Source organism: Peribacillus sp. NPDC097295, assembly GCF_044761665.1.
Taxonomy (GTDB): Bacteria; Bacillota; Bacilli; order Bacillales; family DSM-1321; genus Peribacillus.
In genome coordinates this window covers 184,833-205,078 of sequence record NZ_JBIWCW010000006.1, presented here as the reverse complement: position 1 = coordinate 205,078, position 20,246 = coordinate 184,833, and the positions used below count along the sequence as shown (strand labels likewise).

Here is a 20,246-nt window from a genome sequence, read left to right as displayed (position 1 = left end):
TTTATCATAATAATTTAAGGAGTGGATTTTAATGGCGAAGGTACTAGAAACATCAGGAATGGTTTGTCCGTTTCCATTAGTAGAAGCAAAAGAAGCCATAGCGGATATGGCTAAAGGGGAAGAATTGATCATAAACTTCGATTGCACACAAGCTACGGAAAGTATTCCACGCTGGGCTGCTACAGAAGGGCATGAAATTACGGAATTTGAACAAATTGATGATGCCAAGTGGCGTATAATTGTAAAAAAGGGTAAGTAATACAGAAGATGTGCCAGGAATTTCCTGAGCGCATTTTTTATTTCAAGCTAAAATCGTTGGCGTTAAGCAGCAGGAGTGGTAACATAACTTTAATCTATACTAAGGAGTTGTTGATAAGATGGTTGATGAAGTTGTATTGAATGATGTTGCACTGCATGTCACTAATTTTCATACAGAATCCGTGGGGAATTCTGAAGGTGGAGAGTACAGAAAAGTTAGTTTCGATTTTAAAGTAACGAACGAGGAGTATCATGATATTACAACACTGCTCTATCAAATGGTTTTTGATTTGAAAATTCCACAAACAAGTGAGGAATTTAGGGCAGAAATATTCAACTATTCAACATCGGTTACAAATTTGTACGAAGAAAATTCTGTGGGAGATTTTTCCCTTACGTTAATTGAAGTAGACTCTCAAGAATGATTCTATTACCAGCCTTGTAAAGAAATGGGTTACTGTCTATAATAATGGTAACGATTAATTAATTTATACATAAGAGGTGGTTCTTTGCTAGGAGGCTGGTTTTTATGGTTTATTCTTTTTTGGGTAGTCCTTTTAGTGACGTTAATGAGCATTGGTGGCTTTTTCATGTTTCGAAAATTCCTGAAAAGATTCCCGAAAGAAGATGGGAAATCAGATATGGATTGGGAAGAATATTATTTGGAGCAAACAAATCACTTATGGTCACAGCAACAAAAGGATTTACTTGAAGATTTAGTGAGCCCTGTACCGGAACTTTTTCGTGATGTGGCACGTCATAAAATTGCCGGTAAGATAGGGGAATTGGCGTTAAAGGAGAAGGCATCAGATATAACAGAAGATTTGGTGATTCGGGGTTATATCATTGCCACACCTAAACGGGATCATAAATTTTTACAAAAGAAGTTGACCGAACGAAAAGTGAATATGGATCCATATCATCATTTATTTAGCTAAAGGCATGCTCTTGGAGTATGCTTTTTTTCATGACTTGTGGTAATAATTAGAACGTTTGTACTCTATCAAAGCTTTCTTTTTAATATTTGATATAATAGTAGTAAGAAAAATGAGGACGGAGTGAAATGATGAAATTTATCCATACGGCAGATTGGCATTTAGGTAAAATCGTCCATGGTATACATATGACGGATGATCAACGTCATGCACTGTTACAGTTTATTGAGATAATTGAAGAGGAAAAACCAGATGCAGTGGTCATAGCCGGTGATCTTTATGACCGTTCCGTACCCCCAACAGATGCGGTGGAACTCCTTGATGAAATTCTTTATACAATCAATGTGAAAATGAATATACCCATTGTTGCCATTTCGGGAAATCATGATTCTGCGGAGAGGTTATCGTTTGGTACATCGTGGTATCGTCATAGCCAGTTATACATTCAAGGGAAACTGACAAAGACATGTGAACCGGTCCATATCAAAGGGGTCAATTTTTATTGTGTTCCTTATGCAGAACCTGGAACGGTCCGTCATCTTTTCGACGATGAGAGCATCCATTCCCATCAGGAAGCGATGAAAAGGATAACGGGGGCAATAGAGGAAACCCTCAATCCCAATGAGGCGAATGTATTGGTTGGACATGCCTTTGTTTTAGGCGGCAAAACGAGTGATTCAGAACGGGTACTGTCAGTTGGGGGATCGGGTTGTGTTACAGCTGATCTATTTGATGCGTTCGATTATACGGCACTTGGGCATTTGCATAGCCCAGATGCAATTCGTCACCCAAAGGTCTATTACTCTGGTTCTCTTTTGAAATATTCATTTTCCGAGGCGAAACAAAATAAATCTCTATCCATCGTTGAGATGAAAGAAGATGGGAACATTGATATTCGCTACCGTTCACTGACCCCTAAATTTGATATGAGGGAGATTACAGGTACGATGGAAGAACTACTGGATATCTCTTTTTATCAAAATCAAAAGGTAGATGACTATTTGAAAATTATCTTGAATGATGAAGGATCCCTCATCGATCCAATCAACCGTTTACGCCAAGTTTACCCCAATGTGCTTCATCTGGAACGGAAATGGGACTTGACCGATTTGAGAAGGAAAAAATCATATTCCTCCGTCAAAGATGAACGAAAGTCTGAACTAGATTTGTTTGAGACATTTTATCAGGAGATGACGGAACGGGAGTTCGATTCTAAAAAGCAAGAACTGATGGTTTCTGTCATTGAAGCTGTCAAGAAAGAGGAGGCTTTGAAATGAGACCTCACATTTTGACGATGCAAGCATTCGGTCCATATGCCCGTAAGGAAGTCATTGATTTTAACAAGCTGGGGGAAAGAACCATGTTTGTCATTTCCGGAAAGACCGGTGCCGGTAAAACGACGATATTTGATGGGATTAGTTTTGCGATATATGGGAAAGCGAGCGGTGAGGATCGTAGTGGGCAAGATTTACGAAGCCAGTTTGCCGAAGATGATGTCTTGACGGAAGTATCACTACAATTTACGCTTCGTGGAAAGACATATCTGGTAACCCGTTCCCCACAGCAGGAACGGAAGAAGAAATCTGGAGAGGGCACCACAACGGTTAGCGCGAAGGCTGAATTATATGAAATCCAAGCTGATGGAAAAAAGTTGCTTGGAGCCAATGTTCGCGAGGTTGAAGAAAAAATCAAAGTACTCATCGGATTGGATGCGAATCAATTCAGGCAAATCCTGATGATACCGCAAAATGAATTTCGTAAACTATTAACATCCGATAGTAAAGATAAAGAACAGATTCTCCAAAAACTCTTTCATACTGAGTTGTACAAGCGAATTGAAGAAAGGTTAAAAGAAGAAGCATCCCTCCTTAAGAAACAAAGCGAAAAAAGCGCACAGCGACGCATTGAATTAATGAAGGGCATAAAAACAGGCGAGCATGCAGAACTTCAATCCCTTTTGGAAGCAGATGAACCAAATGAACAACAAATTCTGCCTTTACTGCATGCAGTAATTACAGTAGCCACAGAAAAATATCAATCCTTAGGTCAGCTATTAAAGGAAAAGCAGGAAGCTCGTGATCGCGTTAACCAAGAACTTTCAAAAGCGGCTGATTTGTTAAATCGGTTTTCTGAGAAAGAAAGGCTGCAAAGTGAAAAAGCAGCCCTTGAAGTGAAGCGTCCTGAAATACTGGAATTAAAAGAACAGATGAAAATGGCACATAAAGCGGCCTCGCTCGAAAAGCAAGAGCAGTATTATTTGCGAATCGGTAAGCAAGTAAAAGAGGTGACGACTGAACTTCAAACACTAACCAATCAGGCCGAAATATTGTTAACGGAGCGCCTTAAGAAGCAGGACCTATATGAGCTAGAGCTGGAAAAGGAAGAGGATAGAGTGCAGGCGTTACGGGATGTGCATCAGCTTGAACAAGTGAAAGAATCCGTAATGATTTTTACAAGTCTAAAAGACCAGGTCCTTTTAGATGAAAAAGAGTGGCAAAAAAGTAAGCAACTTCGTGAAAATAATGTTAATGAGCTTACTAGAATTGAAACGGAAATGGAGAAAATCAGTCTAGAAAAGTCGGAAGCGGAAAAAGCAGCCATCCTTTATGGAGATAAAGAAAGGGAATTTGAAAAAAAACAACAGTTCCTTTCAAAACTCAGAAAGTTTCAAAATGTTTGTTCAGAATATGAGAGTATGGAGGGCGTCTTAAAAGAGAAAAAGTCCACTTTTCAAAAGCTCCTTGATGTTCAGCTTAAGGAAAAAGAAAAACTGGAGACGCTTAATCAAAATTGGCGGACAGGGCAGGCGGGCATGCTTGCATCCATGCTTCATGATGGTGAAAACTGTCCGGTCTGCGGTTCGGTCAATCATCCAGCCCCTGCGCATGTACATGATAATATGCCATCGGATATAGAATTGAAACAGCAGGAGACTAAAGTGAAAACGGCAGATCAGCAAAAAAGTCAGGCTGAAAGTGAATTTTATCAGGCTGAATCTAAATGCCAAGCTCTTAAAGACTCCTGGAAAGAAAAATTAACGGATTTACAAAATGATATGCCGGCGTTCGCTTCTGAGCACACGGAAGAATATGTTAATTCGTTTGAAGAAATAGGAAAAGAGCTACAAAAACAATTACAGTCATTGATGCGTATGAAGGATACGGTTAATCAACTGGAAAAACGATTGATGGCCTTGAAAGCGAAGACTGCCGAATTGAAAGAGAACGTGGCTTCTTTAGAAAAGGTGGAAGACGGTAAGAAAACTAGGTATATTGAAAATTCTACAAAGCTTACCGGTCTAATGGATTCCCTACCAGAAGGAATACGTACAGAAGAAGAATATACGAGAGTATTTGACGAGGCGTGCAAACGGCAGAAGCAGTTGCAGCAAGCATTGGAAGAGGCGCAAAAAGCCCTTCAATTGGTCAAAGAAAAAGAATCGGGGATCCATGCGAAAAAGGAATCGCTGTCCGGAAATATAGAAGCCTTGAACCTTGAATTAAATGAAGAGCGTGAAAAGCTGATTACGGACATGTCCAATCAAGGATTTGCTACTTATAAGGAATATACAGCAGCCAAAAGGCCGAAAGATGCACTTGAATCCATGGAAAGGCAAGTTCAGCAATACGAGCAAAATTGGCAAAGTGTCATTAGCTTGTTTCATGACCTGGAAATGAAGTTGAAGGATGTACCAAAACCAGACTTGGATGGGTTGAGAAAGACATTTGAATTCATTGACGGTGAACTGGACCGGTTACGTCACACACAGAATGAATTACAGGCCGACAAAAGGAATAACCAAGAAATCGAGCAAAAATTGGCACTTATTCGGGAAGAGCAAAAAAGTCTGGATGAAAGATACAGCATCGTCGGCCATCTTTCCGAGATTTCAAAAGGACAAAATTCATTCCGGATTACGTTTGAACGGTATGTCTTGGCTGCCTTTTTAGATGATATTTTAAAAGAAGCCAATCTTAGGCTTTTAAAGATGACGAGCGGTCGTTATCAACTCTTAAGAAAGCTTGATCCAACACGAAGGAATATTCAAAGTGGATTGGAGTTGTCTATATACGACCAATATACAGGCCAGGAACGTCATGTCAAAACGCTTTCTGGAGGCGAAAGTTTCAAAGCGTCGCTCGCACTCGCTCTTGGTCTCGCAGATATAGTCCAGCAAAATGCAGGAGGAATTTCACTTGAAACGATGTTCATTGATGAAGGTTTCGGCACACTTGATCCTGAATCACTTGATCATGCAATTGAAGCGTTGATGGATATCCAGAGCAGCGGTCGACTAGTTGGCATTATTTCCCACGTTCCGGAATTAAAGGAAAGAATTGATGCTCAACTTCAGGTCACATCTACACAAAACGGAAGTACCACTTCGTTTAATTTTGCAGGCTAGTAATAAAGAATGGCTCGTGAAGCAGAAGCTTCACGAGCCATTCTTTTATATATTTGAAGATGCAAGTTACTCAATCCTAATATCATCTGTGGCTCTACCGGGGGAATACTTATGAATACGAATCACTAATAATGGTTGTGTAAACTCAGCTGTGATCCTACGTGCACAGATGGAAAAAGGAAAAGAAATCTTCCGCTGCGCAGGTGGTGTAACCGCTTTATCTTTACGAAGGAGTTTTTGAAAAGGCTTATGAGGCTTATCGACCAGAATCGATATCTCATTATCTCTTAAACATATTTTGATATCTTTTGCATCATGATTTTCCAAAATTGCTTCCACCATATACTCATCATTACTTTCGTAAATATCAATCGTAAATAACTGATGATCCAAGATACTCGTTTCCGGATTGAGAAAGAATTTTTTTACCCAATCATCAAATATCTTAACCTCATTCATCTGTACTTCATGTAGTTTATCTTGCATGTAGATACCCCCGGTTTTGCCTTTGTTCGTATTATATGTAGAAAGTAAGGATAAAGGTGATAATAATAAAAACATTCTCAGTTTTTAATGTAGATAAGTAGATAGGAAATGCACGAATAAAGTAGGTAATGCAGTGATTATTTGATTTCCTGCGGGGACCGGGTTAATAGTTAGGAAAACCGAGTACGAGCCAAACCCCTAACAAATCTTTGAAACAAAGTTTAAGCATTGGCCTAAAGAGGATTTAGACTAGTTAATGAAGAAGATAATAAAAATGTTAAAATGGAACTTTAAAAATCACTCGAAAAAAAGTTATTATTGAAAACAATAGAACCATTCAAGGACAAAAAATTGTTCCCAGTGTTCATATGACCTCTTTGGGTTATTTTTTTATTGCAGAATATACTGCAATATAGTGGTATGAGTTCTATAAATGATGGAAAAAATGAAGAGTCATAAATATAATCTTAGCCATAATACAGGTATGAAGTTATAATTAGAAGATAACAAGTTAAGCTTTTCAAAAGATGGTAAAAGCTGAGGAAAGTTTAATTTTAGGAGTTAAGGAAGTGAAGGATGAAAAAACATATACCTAATATGCTGACTTTGGGTAATTTATTTTGCGGGTTCTTATCGATAGGATGCATTATCACTGATGATGTAAGAAATGCGATCATATTGATTTTTATCGCGTTAATGTTAGATGCATTGGATGGCAGGGTGGCAAGGATCCTTGGGGTCTCTAATGAAATGGGTAAAGAATTGGACTCTTTGGCCGATATAGTATCATTTGGGGTAGCGCCCGCCTTTTTAGCTGTACATACATATTTCAGTGATTTTGGGCAAGTCGGGATGCTAATCGCGGGATTGTTCCCCCTATTCGGTGCATATCGATTGGCGAGGTTTAACATCACCGATCAAGCAGAATCTGTAAAGTATTTTAAAGGGATCCCCATCACCTTAGCGGGTGGGATTGTGGCATTCTTTGTCTTGTTTGAAGCATCGATACCATTGTGGGTATTTATTATCCTCTATTATGGGCTGTGTATACTGATGGTAAGTACAATGAAAATTCCAAGCTTCAAAAAAGTTGGCATGCCGAAGAATAGTGTTCTTATTACTTTGTTTTTATTCTATACATTTTATTTAGTGGCTAAATCCAGATTCGAATCCGTACCGCTATCTTTTTATATTGCATTAGGAACTTATATATTATTAATTGTGGTGCGATATATCAAAGAAAAAGAACCCAGGTTCCCAAACAAAAAGAAGGTCAAAAAACAGAAAATCAAAGTGATCCGTAAGAAAAGGATGAAACAATAAAAAGGCGCTGTCCCAAAAGGCATGGATAATGACTTCTGGGATGGCCCTTTTTTCTATAACAAAAAACCGTCTAGTCTTTAGTTTTTGTTCGAAATAAAAGTGAATGAACTTAGCTTGACAATATACCCCTATAGGTATATTATTGGGGTATAACTTGTTACACAGGTTCTTTGTTTGTCTATATAGATAGGTGGGTGGGTATAGATCATGGAATATGATAAAAGCGTCATCAATCGGTTAAGACGAATTGAAGGCCAAATTAAAGGTGTGCTAGGCATGATGGAGCAGGGTAAGGACTGTAGAGATATCGTCACCCAATTATCGGCTGCGCGAAATGCCATTGATAGAACGATGGGAGTGATTGTAAGCACCAATCTCGAACAATGTGTGAGAGAGAATGTTATGAAAGGCGAAGAAACAGGTGGTCTTGTCAAAGAAGCTGTTGATTTATTAATTAAAAGTAGATAGTGTATGGTGGGTTGACATCTATTATTTTTAAACATATTATATACCCCTGTGGGTAATTTAATGATATTTTTTTTGAAAAAATATACCCATCAGGGTAATGAGAAATCAGGGGGGAAACAAATGACAGAACAGAAAAAAACGACGATCATTTTATTTAGTGGAGACTATGATAAGGCGATGGCCGCTTATATTATTGCAAATGGAGCTGCGGCCTATGATCATGAAGTGACCATTTTCCATACATTCTGGGGATTAAACGCCCTACGTAAGGATGAGCCAGTGACCTTAAAAAAAGGCTTCCTTGAAAAGATGTTTGGCAAAATGATGCCGCGTGGTGCAGATAAAATGGGATTATCCAACATGAACTTTGCAGGCATGGGTCCTAAAATGATCAAGCATGTCATGAAAAAACATAATGCCATGTCCCTCCCCAGTTTAATTGAAATGGCCCAAGAACAAGAAGTGAAACTGATCGCTTGTACAATGACCATGGATTTACTTGGCTTGCAGCAAGAGGAATTACTAGAAGGCATTGAATATGCGGGTGTGGCTGCTTATTTAGCTGACGCAGAAGATGGTAACGTCAATTTATTTATCTAAAGTAAGGGAGGAATCAAGCTATATTGAGTACACTATTAAATGTCCTCATGATTGCTGTAATTGTCTGGTTCTTGTATCAACGATTTATTCCGGCAAAAGGGATTAAACAGATTACTACGATGGAATTAAGAGCACAATTGAATCATAAAAGTAAACAATATATCGATGTCCGGACGCCTAATGAGTTTAGGGGAAACCATATCAAGGGATTTAAAAACATTCCCTTATTCGAACTGCAAAATAGAGTGAAAGAACTCTCTAAAGACCAAGAAGTTTTCGTAATCTGCCAAAGTGGTATGAGAAGCAGTAAGGCAAGTAAGGTATTGAAAAAAATGGGATTCAAAGAAATTACGAATGTTAAAGGCGGAATGAGTGCTTGGCGTTAATAAAAGGAGGAATTCTACTATGAAGGAAATTTCAACACAGGAAGTCGAAAATCTTTTAAATCAAAAGGCACCAGTGAACATTATCGATGTACGTGAAGTGGTTGAAGTGAAAACGGGGAAAATTCCGACTGCCATGCATATACCTTTAGGACTAATAGAATTCAAGATGCAAGATCTGGACAATTCAAAAGAATATATCATGGTCTGCCGCTCTGGTGGTAGAAGTTCAAAGGCCGTAAAACTACTTGAAAATCATGGGTATCAAGTAATCAATATGACAGGCGGAATGCTTGCCTGGAATGGACCAACCACGTAATTTTTTTCAAAAGTTAAATACCCCATGTAGTATAAAAACGAGGAGGAAGAAACATGATTAAAACAAATTCTGTATTAGATGCAAGAGGATTAGCATGTCCGATGCCCATTGTAAAAACGAAAAAGGCTTTAAATGCCTTGGGATCTGGAGAAGTATTGGAAATTCAAGCGACGGATAAAGGTTCAACGGCGGATATGAAAGCTTGGGCTGAAAGTACAGGCCACCAATATTTAGGTACAGTCGAAGAAGGGACTGTTCTGAAACATTATCTTCGTAAAGCAAGCGGGGAAGAAAATATCGAAAAGAAACACCAGAACGTCATTTCTAATGAAGAGCTTCAACAAAAAGTAGAAGCTAAACAGAATATCATCGTACTGGATGTACGAGAATCAGCAGAGTATGCTTTTGAACACATTCCCACGGCACAATCCCTTCCCCTGGGTGATTTGGATGGCCGTCTAAGTGAATTGGATAAAGAATCCGAGATATACGTAGTTTGCCGTACTGGGAGCAGAAGTGACCTAGCTGCGCAAAAACTTACTGAATCAGGATTTAAACAAGTGATCAATGTCATGCCTGGCATGAGCCAATGGAATGGTCCGACAGAAAAGTCAGTGAAGTATTAAAAACTACAACTAATATGGAGGAATGAAGGATGACTAAAAAAGTAGCAATCATCGCTAGTAATGGTGGATTATTTGACGCATATAAAGTATTTAATATTGCAACAGCAGCGGCAGCAACAGATCAAGAGGTAACCATTTTCTTTACGTTCGAGGGCTTGAACCTGATTCATAAAGAAGGCAATAAACAACTTCCGATGCCAGAAGGCAAAGAACATTTTGCGGAAGGATTTGCGAAGGCCAATGTACCGGCTATTCCAGAATTACTTGCTATGGCTCAAGAATTAGGCGTGACTTTTATCGGATGCCAAATGACAATGGATGTTATGGGACTAGTGAAAGAAGACTTCGTTGACGGAATTGAAGTCGGCGGCGCCGTCACGTTCTTGGAATTCGCTAAAGATGCGGATGTTACTTTAACATTTTAATAGCTTAAAAAAAGAAAAAATTTGAAATGAAATATACTATAGGGGGTATATAGAGTGCCATACAATGAAATGACAGCTAAAGAAGTGGCAAAGAAAGTAATCAATAAAGATGAGCTATTTATCTTTGACGTTCGTAATCAAAATGATTTTAACGATTGGAAAATTGAAGGCGTGAATTTCGACTACTTAAATATTCCTTACTTCGAATTGCTAGATGGTGTGGATGAAGTTATGGATAAAATTCCTGCAAATAAGGAAGTTTTGGTGGTATGTGCAAAAGAAGGTTCTTCCGTTATGGTAGCGGAAATGCTATCTGATGCAGGGCTAACGGTTTCTTACTTAAAGGGCGGAATGAAAGCATGGAGTGAACACTTAGAGCCATTGAAAATTGGCGATTTGAAGGATGGTGGGGAAATCTATCAATTTGTACGTCTTGGAAAAGGATGCTTGTCATACATGGTCGTTTCCAATGGAGAAGCAGCCATTATTGACTCCACCAGGATGATTGATACCTACTTTGATTTTGCAAAAAGTATCGGTGTAAAGATCACACATGTATTTGATACACACTTACATGCTGACCATATTTCAGGTGGTCGACAAATTGCAGAAAGCACGAATGCAACGTATTGGTTGCCACAAAAAGATGCTACCGAAGTCGTTTTTGAATATGAGCCATTAGAGAATGGTAAAGTGGTCAAAATCGGTCACACGGCAATTGAAATCCAAGCACTATATTCTCCAGGACATACAATTGGTTCTACTTCATTTGTTATCGATGAAAAATACCTTTTGACAGGGGACATTCTATTCATCGATTCGATTGGTAGACCGGATCTAGCTGGATTGGCTGAGGATTGGGTTGGCGACTTGAGAGAAACCCTTTATACAGGTTATAAAGAACTATCAGACGAGTTGATTGTTCTGCCATCTCATTTCATGATCATTGAAGAATTGAATAAAGATGGCAGTGTCGCTAAGAAATTAGGTTCGTTATTTGAAGAAAATCATGGTTTAAATATTGCTGACGAAATGGAATTCAGAGAGATGGTAACGGGAAACCTACCGCCTCAACCGAATGCATACCAAGAAATCCGTCAAACGAACATGGGGAAAATCACGCCTGATGAAGAAAAACAACGTGAAATGGAAATTGGACCGAATCGTTGCGCGGTACGCTAAAACATCATAAAAAAACTACGAATAGAGGAGATTTATCATGATGAAATCAGAAAAGGTATTAGATGCTAAGGGCTTGGCTTGTCCAATGCCGATCGTAAAAACAAAGAAAGCGATGAATGAATTGGAATCCGGTCAAGTACTGGAAATCCATGTAACAGATAAAGGCGCGAAAGCAGATTTAGCAGCTTGGTCAAAATCAGGTGGACATGAGCTAATTGAAACGACAGAAGATAATGGCGTGTTGAAATTCTGGATTAGAAAAGGCTGATCAAGATAAGGGGACCAATTAGGTTGCCTTCTTCTAAGGAGAGATTGACATGGACATTACTTTTATTATCACCATATTTTTAATTGGTTTCATTGGCTCATATATTTCAGGAATGCTGGGCATAGGCGGGTCGATCATCAAGTACCCGATGCTTTTATACATTCCGCCGATTTTCGGTTTAGCGGCATTCAGTGCCCACGAAGTTTCAGGGATTAGCGCTGTACAGGTATTATTTGCCTCCATCGGCGGTGTATGGGCTTACCGTAAGGGTGGTTATTTAAACAAGCCACTGATCCTCTACATGGGTATCAGCGTATTAATAGGAAGTGTAATCGGAAGTTTCGGTTCGCAATCAATGTCGGAAGACGGTATCAATATCGTCTATGGCCTGCTTGCTTTAATAGCAGCTGTGATGATGTTCATACCAAAAAAAGGAATCGATGATATCCCGTTGGACCAGGTCAAATTTAATAAATGGCTAGCTGCAACACTTGCCCTGATCGTCGGTCTGGGTTCCGGGATAGTTGGGGCGGCCGGGGGCTTCTTACTTGTTCCGATTATGCTCGTTGTCTTGAAAATACCGACGAGGGTAACCATCGCCTCTTCACTAGCTATTACCTTCATTTCCTCCATTGGGGCAACAGTCGGCAAGGTATTTACAGGCCAAGTTGACTATTACCCAGCGATCATCATGGTAGTTGCAAGTATCATCGCAGCCCCACTTGGTGCAATGGCAGGGAAGAAAATGAACACAAAAATCCTTCAAGTCATATTGGCACTATTAATATTAGCGACAGCGGTGAAAATTTGGTTGGGGATTTTGGCGTAGGGTTATAAATAGGGTATTAGACCTCTACCTTGACAGGATTGGGGTCGGGGGTTCGAGCCCCTCACAGGTCCCCGATTGGAAAGGCTGGAACTCTTGATATATCAAGGGTTCTAACCTTTTTTGTAGTTGTCGTACTAACTGCAGTTTTCGGATAGAGTGTTATGCTAACAAAGTAATTTTTCTCTCTCGAGACTTAATGTAATTAGTTGATCTAGATTGAATGTATTCAATGAAATTTAAAGTGAAAAGGTGTAGGTTAACTGCTGTCGTCTAATGAAGTATAAAATTTCCTTTTTTAAAAAATTAGTTAAAATATGACTCTACCACATTGTGAAGTGGTTGCATGGTTGGAGTTATAGTAATGAAAGAAGAACGAATTTCCGATGGTGGAATTCGTTCTTTTTTCGCATTAAGAAGGGTTAAAGTTATTTTTGTTGAATGATTGTACTGATTAGCTAAATTTTAGTGATGGATATTTTGAATGAAGAGCGCGTTGGGAAATTCAATTAAAGGAGGTATGATTCTTATTGAAACGATCCAAAAGATGTATGAACATTTAATTTGGGCTAACCAGCGTATCCTTGAAACATTGCAAAGTTTGAAGATTAAAAATCAAGAGGGTAGCCGTTTATTTTCCCATATCCTATTTTCAGAAAAGGTATGGATAACTAGATTACAGGGGATGGACAGTTCACGACTACCTATCTGGTCAGATGTAGACATAGAAGTTTGTACAGAACTTGTTATGCAAAATGAAGAAAGCATAACAATATTTTTTACTAATTTGGCAGAGACTGATTTAGAAAAGATAATATCTTACAAAAATAGTAGTGATAAAGAGTTTAAGAATTCTGTAAGAGATATTTTAACTCATGTGGCATTACATGGTCAGTATCATCGAGGACAGATTAACTCTCGACTTCGAGCAAATGGTATAGAACCAGTTAATGTTGATTTTATTACATTTATGAGATAGATGTTTTTGCTATAGTCTTGTTCAAAGTTCTTAAGAATGTTAAAAAACACCAGCATCCTTGTGTCGCCATATACAATCACCACATGTGGAGTGCTGGCGTTGTTAAAAATAAAAAAAAATTAGCAGATGGGTCCGAGAATTTGTAAAAGATTCACGGACCCATCTGCTTTTATTTCAATTAAAGGGTACTGAATTTTTGGTGAAGTACTTGGAAATTAGCGAATCCGTCGGTCCGATGTTTTAGCTTAGTTTTAAGTGCATTCAAAAGCTCATAGATATCTAGAATAGAAGAGGGGTTTATTTAGGTCATTGATGTCAATATCCCGGAGCGTAAAATGTCAGGCTCTACAAAGACTTGATCATTAAAAACATCGACAAGTCTTTTATATCAAAAATATCTCTACAAAACAGGTCAAAACCCATGAACAATTGACAAATACTTTGCAAGTTATTCAGTAGATACGTCGATTCCTAACTAGTAAACAAGTTGTATGTAGGGTTTTGTCAAATTAAAATTTCTTATAATTCCGAAAACTAACAAAATTTTCACTAAGCAATGCTTAGAATTAACACCAAGGTTTAAGGAAACTATTAAACATTTTATAAACAAATCATCATATCCATACACCTGAAAAATTCTAATAGAAGAATTTTTTTATTTAAAATTCACAAACATAACCAAGTAGTAGATTTCACACAGGTGTTGTCCGATTTATGGCTTTGAGGGGGTGGGGATAAAAATTAAGCTGTGACAGAAGGCGATTAAGGGACATGTTTCTATTCAAGGCGGTATGTAATTGGTTTTAAGTGCTGGTGGATCATCAAAAAAAATCGAATGTGATGTCCGCGAAAGCCTATAACAGTTGGAAAGCGAATGACGATGCTATTGATGAAGAGAAAAGCCGGTTAACGGACTACCCCATCATGTTAAAAAGGGGAGGTCGTTACTTATAAAACAAGTGACGGAATCCTGATTACCCATCGGATTTTTAAGGGACGGGGACGCAATACATACCAAAGGGCAATCACAACAATATACCGGATGCCACTATATTTCATTGGGCATCTATATAGGGGTTACAATTCCTTATATCGGTTATATCGGTCATTTTGTCAATTAAAGTGAGACTAGCGTTTTACTACTTATTATATTGGGGGTGTTGTTATTCTAAATGCAGGTTTTACCCATATGGTAGACCTTAAGTGGAATTCGAAGTAAAGAAGAAAGCGAAAGAACAATATCAATTAGCTTCGATTATAAAACTAAACTTGATAGTCGTTCAAAAATAACATCCCTAAAAAGGGGAAAAAGCTCAAGGAGGAGTATATATGGAATTGAAAAAGAAATTAGGTATGGGAATTATGTCAGGAATAATGGGGGTATCTTTAATTGGAGGGGGAACTTTTGCGTACTTTAGTGACAGTGCAGATGCGAGCAGTACGTTTGCGGCGGGGACACTCGATTTATCTGTGCAACCCACAAAGGTTATTGATATCAGCAATATCGCTCCTGGAGACTCGATGACGCGTGTTTTTGAACTGCATAATGAAGGCACACTAGATATCAAAGACGTGACGTTGGGTACCCAGTATTCCGTGGTTGATACCAAAGGAGATAACACGGAGGATTTTGGCAAGTATATTGAAGTGGAATTTCTGTACAATATGGACCAAGGTAATGAAATCATTTACAAAACAACATTGGATAAGCTCAAGGGTATGAGCCCAAAAGCGGTGTCAGAAAAGATATTTAACGAAGCTCTTGATGGTGGCATCCTTAAGGTGGGCGATGAACATGATTTAGTAGTGAAGTTCAATTTCATTGATAACGAGGGAGATCAAAATCAATTCCAAGGGGATAAACTTAATCTATCATGGACTTTTAATGCCACACAAGGCAAGGGTAGAGATCTATAAGATAAAAAAAGCTCTGTCATGGCTGCTTACTTATTTTGATTGGGACACTTCTCTATCAAACTTAGTTATAGATTTTCGCATTTATGAGATTCATAGGAAAAAACCAATAGAATGGCTGGGACAGTTGGAGAACTGTCCCGTCTAGTTTATTGATTAGTTATTGCCAATTTATCCTTGTAATTTTTACTTGGTGCTTGTTCGGCTCTAGCCACCTGGGCCGGGCAAGGTACACGTTAAAACGTACTATGAAAATATCACATAGGGACATTTGTATCCATTCCATCCATTAGTAGTTGTTATTAATTGTCGTTGCACCTTACACCAATTACATAGTTAATTATGCTACTAACGATAGTGTTTATCATTATAAAGTATCAGGTTATTCTTATGGAATGATTACACCACTCTTGTATTTTTAGAAGGGGACGGAGGAAAATGTATCTTAAAAAATTGATGGGAGGTGATTTGCAGGCGCTTTCCTATTAGGGTGCTTAAGAGGTATTTCCCTTAAGTTGCATAAGAATTGAGAATAAATAAACGGCTCTTGAATTCCTCAATTTGTAAAATATCAAATATTAAGGGTATGTCTTCCTTAAGGGCCCTGTTAAGAATTTGGGAAGAGCGGATAGTTTGCCAAGCTACGCAACTAATGTTTTTAAAGTAAAGGCGTGGAATGTAAAAAAAAATCAAGGATTAGATGGAAAAAGCAAAAAGGGAGCATTCATCTTCAAAAAGCTCCCACTTGGTATGACGGGGTGTCAAATCGTAGTGAGACACTTCAGTTACCCACGTATCATGAAGGTATGGAGGCTGAAATTCGCGTTAGAATCGAATAATGAGAGTTATTACTAGCTTTGTAGAGGGTACATAAGTTCCTACATCCCATTATTAGACCTGGACAACAGGATAATACGGAAGAAGCTGGCACTATTTTTTCGATTCTACCTCGAGTTCCTAAGATTGCTTGGCTAGCCTTTTCCTTATGAATGGATTTAACGAAGGAATGTAGGCACACTGATGCCTAAAGAATCGGGAAGGGACGTCAAAATAGGCATTTAATAATGCATTCTGCTGTGGATACATCCCTAACACTACTTTCCGTAATTATCCAGTAGTGATAGCAAGCGTACCCTTATCTAGAGATAGTTTCATATAAAATTAAAATATTGTAAGAGACTTTGTAAAAAAAATTATGACACTCTATCAATGGTTAAAACCGTTGATACTACAACATTTATACAGGGGAGGAATATGATGAAAAGGTTTGGTCTGAAAAAAGTTTTTTCAATAGCGATAATAATTGCATTTTTACTTGGTATGAACCAAATGAGTTCTACGGCTGCGGAAAATCGAATATTCAATGATATGCCACATACAGGAAATGTTTTCGCAGACATGGAAAAACAAATTGACTATTTTAAAGAAGATGGGAATATTCGGAGTGATATCGCGGTCCGTACATTGAAAATGCACATTAGCGGAGTAGCTCTTTTTCAAAAACAAGGACAGACCGATAAGGTAATTAAACAAATGCAGAGTTTTAAACGCCTGCTTGATAATCAGAAAAGCAACGGGGGCATTTCCGGAATAGCGCATGATGTCCTGAATACGTACACGCAATACGTGATTGGGAATATTAATGGTTCATTTAACTCCGATAATGTTATGAAGCATATCAAACACCTAAGTGTTGATATTGGGCCAAGGGAGGCAGGCAGCGAGGGAGAGAGAGCAGGTGCTGAATACATTGAAAGTGTGTTGAAAAGTTACGGCTATGAGACCAAAATCGAGGAAGCGCCCAGGAGCAATCGAGTTGAATTGATACTTAAGGTGCTCTCCGACAATAACAAAAAACTTCCATTGAGGTCCGTTAGTGGAGCCCCTCAAACGACTGGGGACGGTATCACAGGGAATATATATCATGCGGGTGCTGGCCAACCGAGTGATTTCACTGCGGCTGCAAGTGGCAAAATCGCCTTAATACAAAATGGAGGAATCACTGCCGGGGCCAAGGTGCAAAACGCAATGGCTGCAGGTGCGATAGGTGTTCTTATATATGACAACCAGGATCGCTTTACCCTTCCATCTGTTTCCCTAGGCAGCGTACGCCCTAACATTCCGGTTGCGACAATTACTAAGAAGGATGGGGAAGCATTTGTTTCTCAACTTTCCAAAGGAAATGTAAAAGTTCAACTTTCAATTAAAACACTGACGAATCAAAAAACAGTCAATGTAATCGCTGTAAAAAAACCAAAAGGCATTGAAAATCCTGAAATATATTACATTGGCTCACATTTGGACAGTGTTGCATTCGCGCCAGGGGCCAATGATGATGCCTCCGGGACGTCTACACTAATGGAGTTGGCAAGGATTTTTAAGGACTACGATGGCGACAAAGAATTACGCTTCGCTGCCTTTGGGGGCGAAGAACTTGGATTTGTAGGCTCGAAATACCATATCGGTAATTTGTCAGAAGATGAAGTTAAAAGAACAAAAGTTCAGTTTCAGATGGATATGACTGGTACGGCTTGGGTACCTGCCTCGCAACTTTTTATTAATACTGTAGATGGGAAATCGAATCTTGTTTCGCAATCAACACATCAAGCTGCTGAAAAACTAGATATTAATAAGGATTTATTGCCTGTTCATATGTTGAGTAGGTCTGATCATGTTCCATTCCACGAGAAAGGGGTACCATCAGCGTTGTTCATATGGATGGAACCTGGTACACCACCTGGGGGCGCAAATATCGAGCCTTATTATCATTCTTTAGAGGATAAAATAGAGCATGTAAGCCCTGAAAGAATACAACTTACCGGGGATGTAGTTTTTAAGGCTATTTCTGATTTAATTGGTTTCCAGAAAAATAGTGGTAAGAATGAAGAAGCATTACTAAAGGATGCTTCATAGATTCATAGTTAAACAGATGAATGCCTGGAGAACAGCTTGATTCCGTAAGCTCCAGGTAAATAACCAAAAATATCAAACATTTCCTTGGGAAGCCTAAGGGAATGTTTGATACACTCACCACATTGCGAAGCTGTCGCGGTACTGGAATAGTTTAATAAGCGAAAAATAGCTGTGTCAAAATCCGGGTTTGAATGGATTTCGGCACAGCTTTTCTTTTGTAGATATGATTTATAGTTAAACAGGATTAGTTGCGAAATATCATAACCATAGGAAAATGAACAACTGAGGGCTGCATTTACAGAAGAAGAAAAAATCCTTACGTTTGCTTCGGCTGAAAACCAAGTATTTGAAGAAGCACTAGCTGCTACTCTTAGTCTGTTTTAATACAATAGATTTTTACAATGAAGAGCAAAAATTAAAGCTTCTCTATATTGCGATTTAAGCGCGTGAGGAATTGCTTGAGCTCCTGTAATTCGCTATCTGAAAAATCATCATAGAGATCATTCATAAATTGATCTTTAAACATTGTACAGCCTTCTAATAATGCTCGTCCTTTATCTGAAATCGTTACAAGTACTTCGCGATTGTTTTTTTCATTACGTTTGCGTTCAACATATTGCTGTTCTTCAAGCAACTTTAAATGGCGCGTAATGGCCGATTGATCGATAGCTAAGGATTGTTGTAGTACCTTTTGTGTAACACTATCCTTTTTAACTAAAGAAACTAAAATTTCATATCTAGTCAAACTAACTTCTGTTCTTTTTTCAAAAATTTGAGTGACGTGACGGTCTAATCTTTTCAACATCATAATCATTTGTTTTTTATCATCCAAACAAACTTCCATACTATTCCTCCTCACATTGGTTGCTCGTCGTTTTGCGCTCTCACTAAAACTTGTGTTCGAATTCGGGCCTATTATAGAAGCAATTTAGGTATCTAATTATTTACTCCAACGCCAACTGACTGCTCTTTGTTACATTAAGCTTTTGGACGTTTTGCGATCCCTATATGATAGCATTTCCGTTCATTTGGATAAAGTATAACAAATTTCAAACTTACGTGGATCAAAATATGATTAATGCATTAGTGATACGAATCAATAACACGTCATGTGAATACTTCCTCTAATTCACTTAGCTTGAAAAACGAATAATTTGTTCAAACGGTAAACGTGATGAATTACGTGCTGGCATAGCAGGCTTTCCGATAGCAATTAAAATCATCGGTAACTCATTGGCAGGTAGCTCATATTTTTTAGCGAATGCTGCTTTATCAAAGCCGCCCATTATTACTGTTTCATAGCCCATGTCCTTCGCTAAAAGTACTACTTGCATAGAAATTAAACCAACATCTAAATGTGCAATATTTGTTCGTTCAATTTCAGAAAAATTACTATATGCAGATTCAGAATTGGCAATCATCATATCAGCAATATCACGTGGCATATAACCTAGCTCAACATTTAAATCATTAATTTGTTTAGCGTTTTTATACATTTCATTATCGCCTATTACCGCAATAATCGCTGATGATGTTTCGATTTGTGCCTGATTAAATCCAGCAATGCGTAATTCTTTCTTTTGCTCTTGATCATCAATAACAAGGAAGCGCCAAGGCTGTAAGTTACTTGATGATGGAGCTGATGTTGCTTGCTCTAAAATATGTTGAATTTGCTCACGAGGAATAGTAACACCAGGTTCATATTTACGCACCGATTTACGTTCATCCATTAATTTTTCTAAAGCTGTTTTTTGTTGTAACATATTTTTCACCCTTTTTTGTTGGAATTTGAATCGGCTTTTATTATAGTTGATTAGTCAACAGTTGACAAGTCATTTATCATTTCGTGATTTTTGATAGGCGAATGATTGGACAATTTAACAGGTATTTTGATTCGTTAGTTTTGATCGTTTATGCATATAAATTTGTTTATATA

The 20,246-nt window shown here is 38.3% G+C and carries 22 protein-coding genes; 19 read left to right on the top strand and 3 right to left on the bottom strand.

Features of this window, described 5'->3' with window-relative positions; translation table 11 throughout:
- Positions 1-31 precede the first annotated feature (31 nt).
- The 5 genes from ACIQXN_RS13105 (at position 32) to ACIQXN_RS13085 (ending at position 5,598) form a co-directional block, all read left to right on the top strand.
- On the top strand, positions 32-259 hold the full coding sequence (locus ACIQXN_RS13105) for a sulfurtransferase TusA family protein (protein WP_402967012.1): 228 nt from the start codon (positions 32-34) through the stop codon (positions 257-259).
- Between the two features lie 118 nt (positions 260-377).
- The gene (locus ACIQXN_RS13100; protein WP_402967010.1) at positions 378-683 is read left to right on the top strand and encodes a DUF3219 family protein; all 306 of its coding nucleotides are present in this window, start codon (positions 378-380) and stop codon (positions 681-683) included.
- Positions 684-767: 84 nt separating this feature from the next.
- Positions 768-1,196 carry a DUF2621 domain-containing protein gene (locus ACIQXN_RS13095; protein ID WP_402967008.1) on the top strand — a complete coding sequence of 143 codons (429 nt, stop codon included), beginning with the start codon at positions 768-770 and terminating at the stop codon, positions 1,194-1,196.
- Between the two features lie 128 nt (positions 1,197-1,324).
- The gene (locus ACIQXN_RS13090; RefSeq protein WP_402967139.1) at positions 1,325-2,470 is read left to right on the top strand and encodes an exonuclease SbcCD subunit D; all 1,146 of its coding nucleotides are present in this window, start codon (positions 1,325-1,327) and stop codon (positions 2,468-2,470) included.
- Positions 2,467-5,598, top strand: a complete 3,132-nt coding sequence (locus ACIQXN_RS13085) for an AAA family ATPase (RefSeq protein ID WP_402967006.1) — start codon at positions 2,467-2,469, stop codon at positions 5,596-5,598. Before ACIQXN_RS13090 ends, ACIQXN_RS13085 begins: the two co-directional genes overlap by 4 nt.
- 66 nt (positions 5,599-5,664) lie before the next feature.
- Here ACIQXN_RS13085 and ACIQXN_RS13080 read toward each other — a convergent pair whose 3' ends face one another.
- Complete coding sequence (locus ACIQXN_RS13080; protein ID WP_402967004.1) at positions 5,665-6,084, bottom strand: Hsp20 family protein; 420 nt, start codon at positions 6,082-6,084, stop codon at positions 5,665-5,667.
- A gap of 576 nt (positions 6,085-6,660) precedes the next feature.
- On the opposite strand from ACIQXN_RS13080, the gene pssA reads away from it, so the two are divergent.
- The 14 genes from pssA to ACIQXN_RS13010 all read left to right on the top strand — a co-directional run bounded on the left by pssA (position 6,661) and on the right by ACIQXN_RS13010 (position 18,310).
- On the top strand, positions 6,661-7,407 hold the full coding sequence (pssA, locus tag ACIQXN_RS13075) for a CDP-diacylglycerol--serine O-phosphatidyltransferase (protein ID WP_402967002.1): 747 nt from the start codon (positions 6,661-6,663) through the stop codon (positions 7,405-7,407).
- A 207-nt stretch (positions 7,408-7,614) separates the two neighbouring features.
- Positions 7,615-7,875, top strand: a complete 261-nt coding sequence (locus ACIQXN_RS13070; protein ID WP_402967000.1) for a metal-sensitive transcriptional regulator — start codon at positions 7,615-7,617, stop codon at positions 7,873-7,875.
- A gap of 120 nt (positions 7,876-7,995) precedes the next feature.
- The gene (locus ACIQXN_RS13065) at positions 7,996-8,475 is read left to right on the top strand and encodes a DsrE/DsrF/DrsH-like family protein (RefSeq protein WP_402966998.1); all 480 of its coding nucleotides are present in this window, start codon (positions 7,996-7,998) and stop codon (positions 8,473-8,475) included.
- Positions 8,476-8,522: 47 nt separating this feature from the next.
- Positions 8,523-8,861 (top strand): rhodanese-like domain-containing protein, encoded by a 339-nt coding sequence (locus tag ACIQXN_RS13060; RefSeq protein WP_402967137.1) that lies wholly within the window; start codon positions 8,523-8,525, stop codon positions 8,859-8,861.
- Between the two features lie 19 nt (positions 8,862-8,880).
- Positions 8,881-9,177, top strand: coding sequence for a rhodanese-like domain-containing protein (locus ACIQXN_RS13055; RefSeq protein WP_402966996.1), 297 nt, complete (start codon positions 8,881-8,883; stop codon positions 9,175-9,177).
- A gap of 53 nt (positions 9,178-9,230) precedes the next feature.
- Positions 9,231-9,803, top strand: a complete 573-nt coding sequence (locus ACIQXN_RS13050) for a sulfurtransferase TusA family protein (protein ID WP_402966994.1) — start codon at positions 9,231-9,233, stop codon at positions 9,801-9,803.
- 29 nt (positions 9,804-9,832) lie between these two features.
- A complete protein-coding gene (locus ACIQXN_RS13045; protein ID WP_402966992.1) occupies positions 9,833-10,228 on the top strand; it encodes a DsrE/DsrF/DrsH-like family protein in 396 nt (131 codons plus the stop codon).
- Between the two features lie 54 nt (positions 10,229-10,282).
- Complete coding sequence (locus tag ACIQXN_RS13040; RefSeq protein WP_402966990.1) at positions 10,283-11,410, top strand: MBL fold metallo-hydrolase; 1,128 nt, start codon at positions 10,283-10,285, stop codon at positions 11,408-11,410.
- A gap of 40 nt (positions 11,411-11,450) precedes the next feature.
- Positions 11,451-11,678 (top strand): sulfurtransferase TusA family protein, encoded by a 228-nt coding sequence (locus ACIQXN_RS13035; RefSeq protein ID WP_402967135.1) that lies wholly within the window; start codon positions 11,451-11,453, stop codon positions 11,676-11,678.
- 49 nt (positions 11,679-11,727) lie between these two features.
- Positions 11,728-12,507: a sulfite exporter TauE/SafE family protein gene (locus ACIQXN_RS13030; RefSeq protein ID WP_402966988.1), complete on the top strand. Its 780-nt coding sequence runs from the start codon at positions 11,728-11,730 to the stop codon at positions 12,505-12,507.
- 517 nt (positions 12,508-13,024) lie between these two features.
- The gene (locus tag ACIQXN_RS13025) at positions 13,025-13,483 is read left to right on the top strand and encodes a DinB family protein (protein WP_402966986.1); all 459 of its coding nucleotides are present in this window, start codon (positions 13,025-13,027) and stop codon (positions 13,481-13,483) included.
- Between the two features lie 813 nt (positions 13,484-14,296).
- Positions 14,297-14,437, top strand: coding sequence for a hypothetical protein (locus ACIQXN_RS13020; protein WP_402966984.1), 141 nt, complete (start codon positions 14,297-14,299; stop codon positions 14,435-14,437).
- Between the two features lie 375 nt (positions 14,438-14,812).
- Entirely contained in the window at positions 14,813-15,400 is a 588-nt protein-coding gene (locus ACIQXN_RS13015; RefSeq protein WP_402966982.1) for a TasA family protein, read from the top strand.
- Positions 15,401-16,654: 1,254 nt separating this feature from the next.
- Positions 16,655-18,310 (top strand): M28 family peptidase, encoded by a 1,656-nt coding sequence (locus ACIQXN_RS13010; protein WP_402966980.1) that lies wholly within the window; start codon positions 16,655-16,657, stop codon positions 18,308-18,310.
- 415 nt (positions 18,311-18,725) lie between these two features.
- On the opposite strand, the gene ACIQXN_RS13005 is transcribed toward ACIQXN_RS13010, so the two are convergent.
- Together ACIQXN_RS13005 and ACIQXN_RS13000 are read right to left on the bottom strand one after the other, a co-directional pair.
- Positions 18,726-19,154 (bottom strand): MarR family winged helix-turn-helix transcriptional regulator, encoded by a 429-nt coding sequence (locus tag ACIQXN_RS13005; protein WP_402966978.1) that lies wholly within the window; start codon positions 19,152-19,154, stop codon positions 18,726-18,728.
- 289 nt (positions 19,155-19,443) lie between these two features.
- A complete protein-coding gene (locus tag ACIQXN_RS13000) occupies positions 19,444-20,073 on the bottom strand; it encodes a nitroreductase family protein (protein ID WP_402966976.1) in 630 nt (209 codons plus the stop codon).
- Positions 20,074-20,246: the final 173 nt, after the last annotated feature.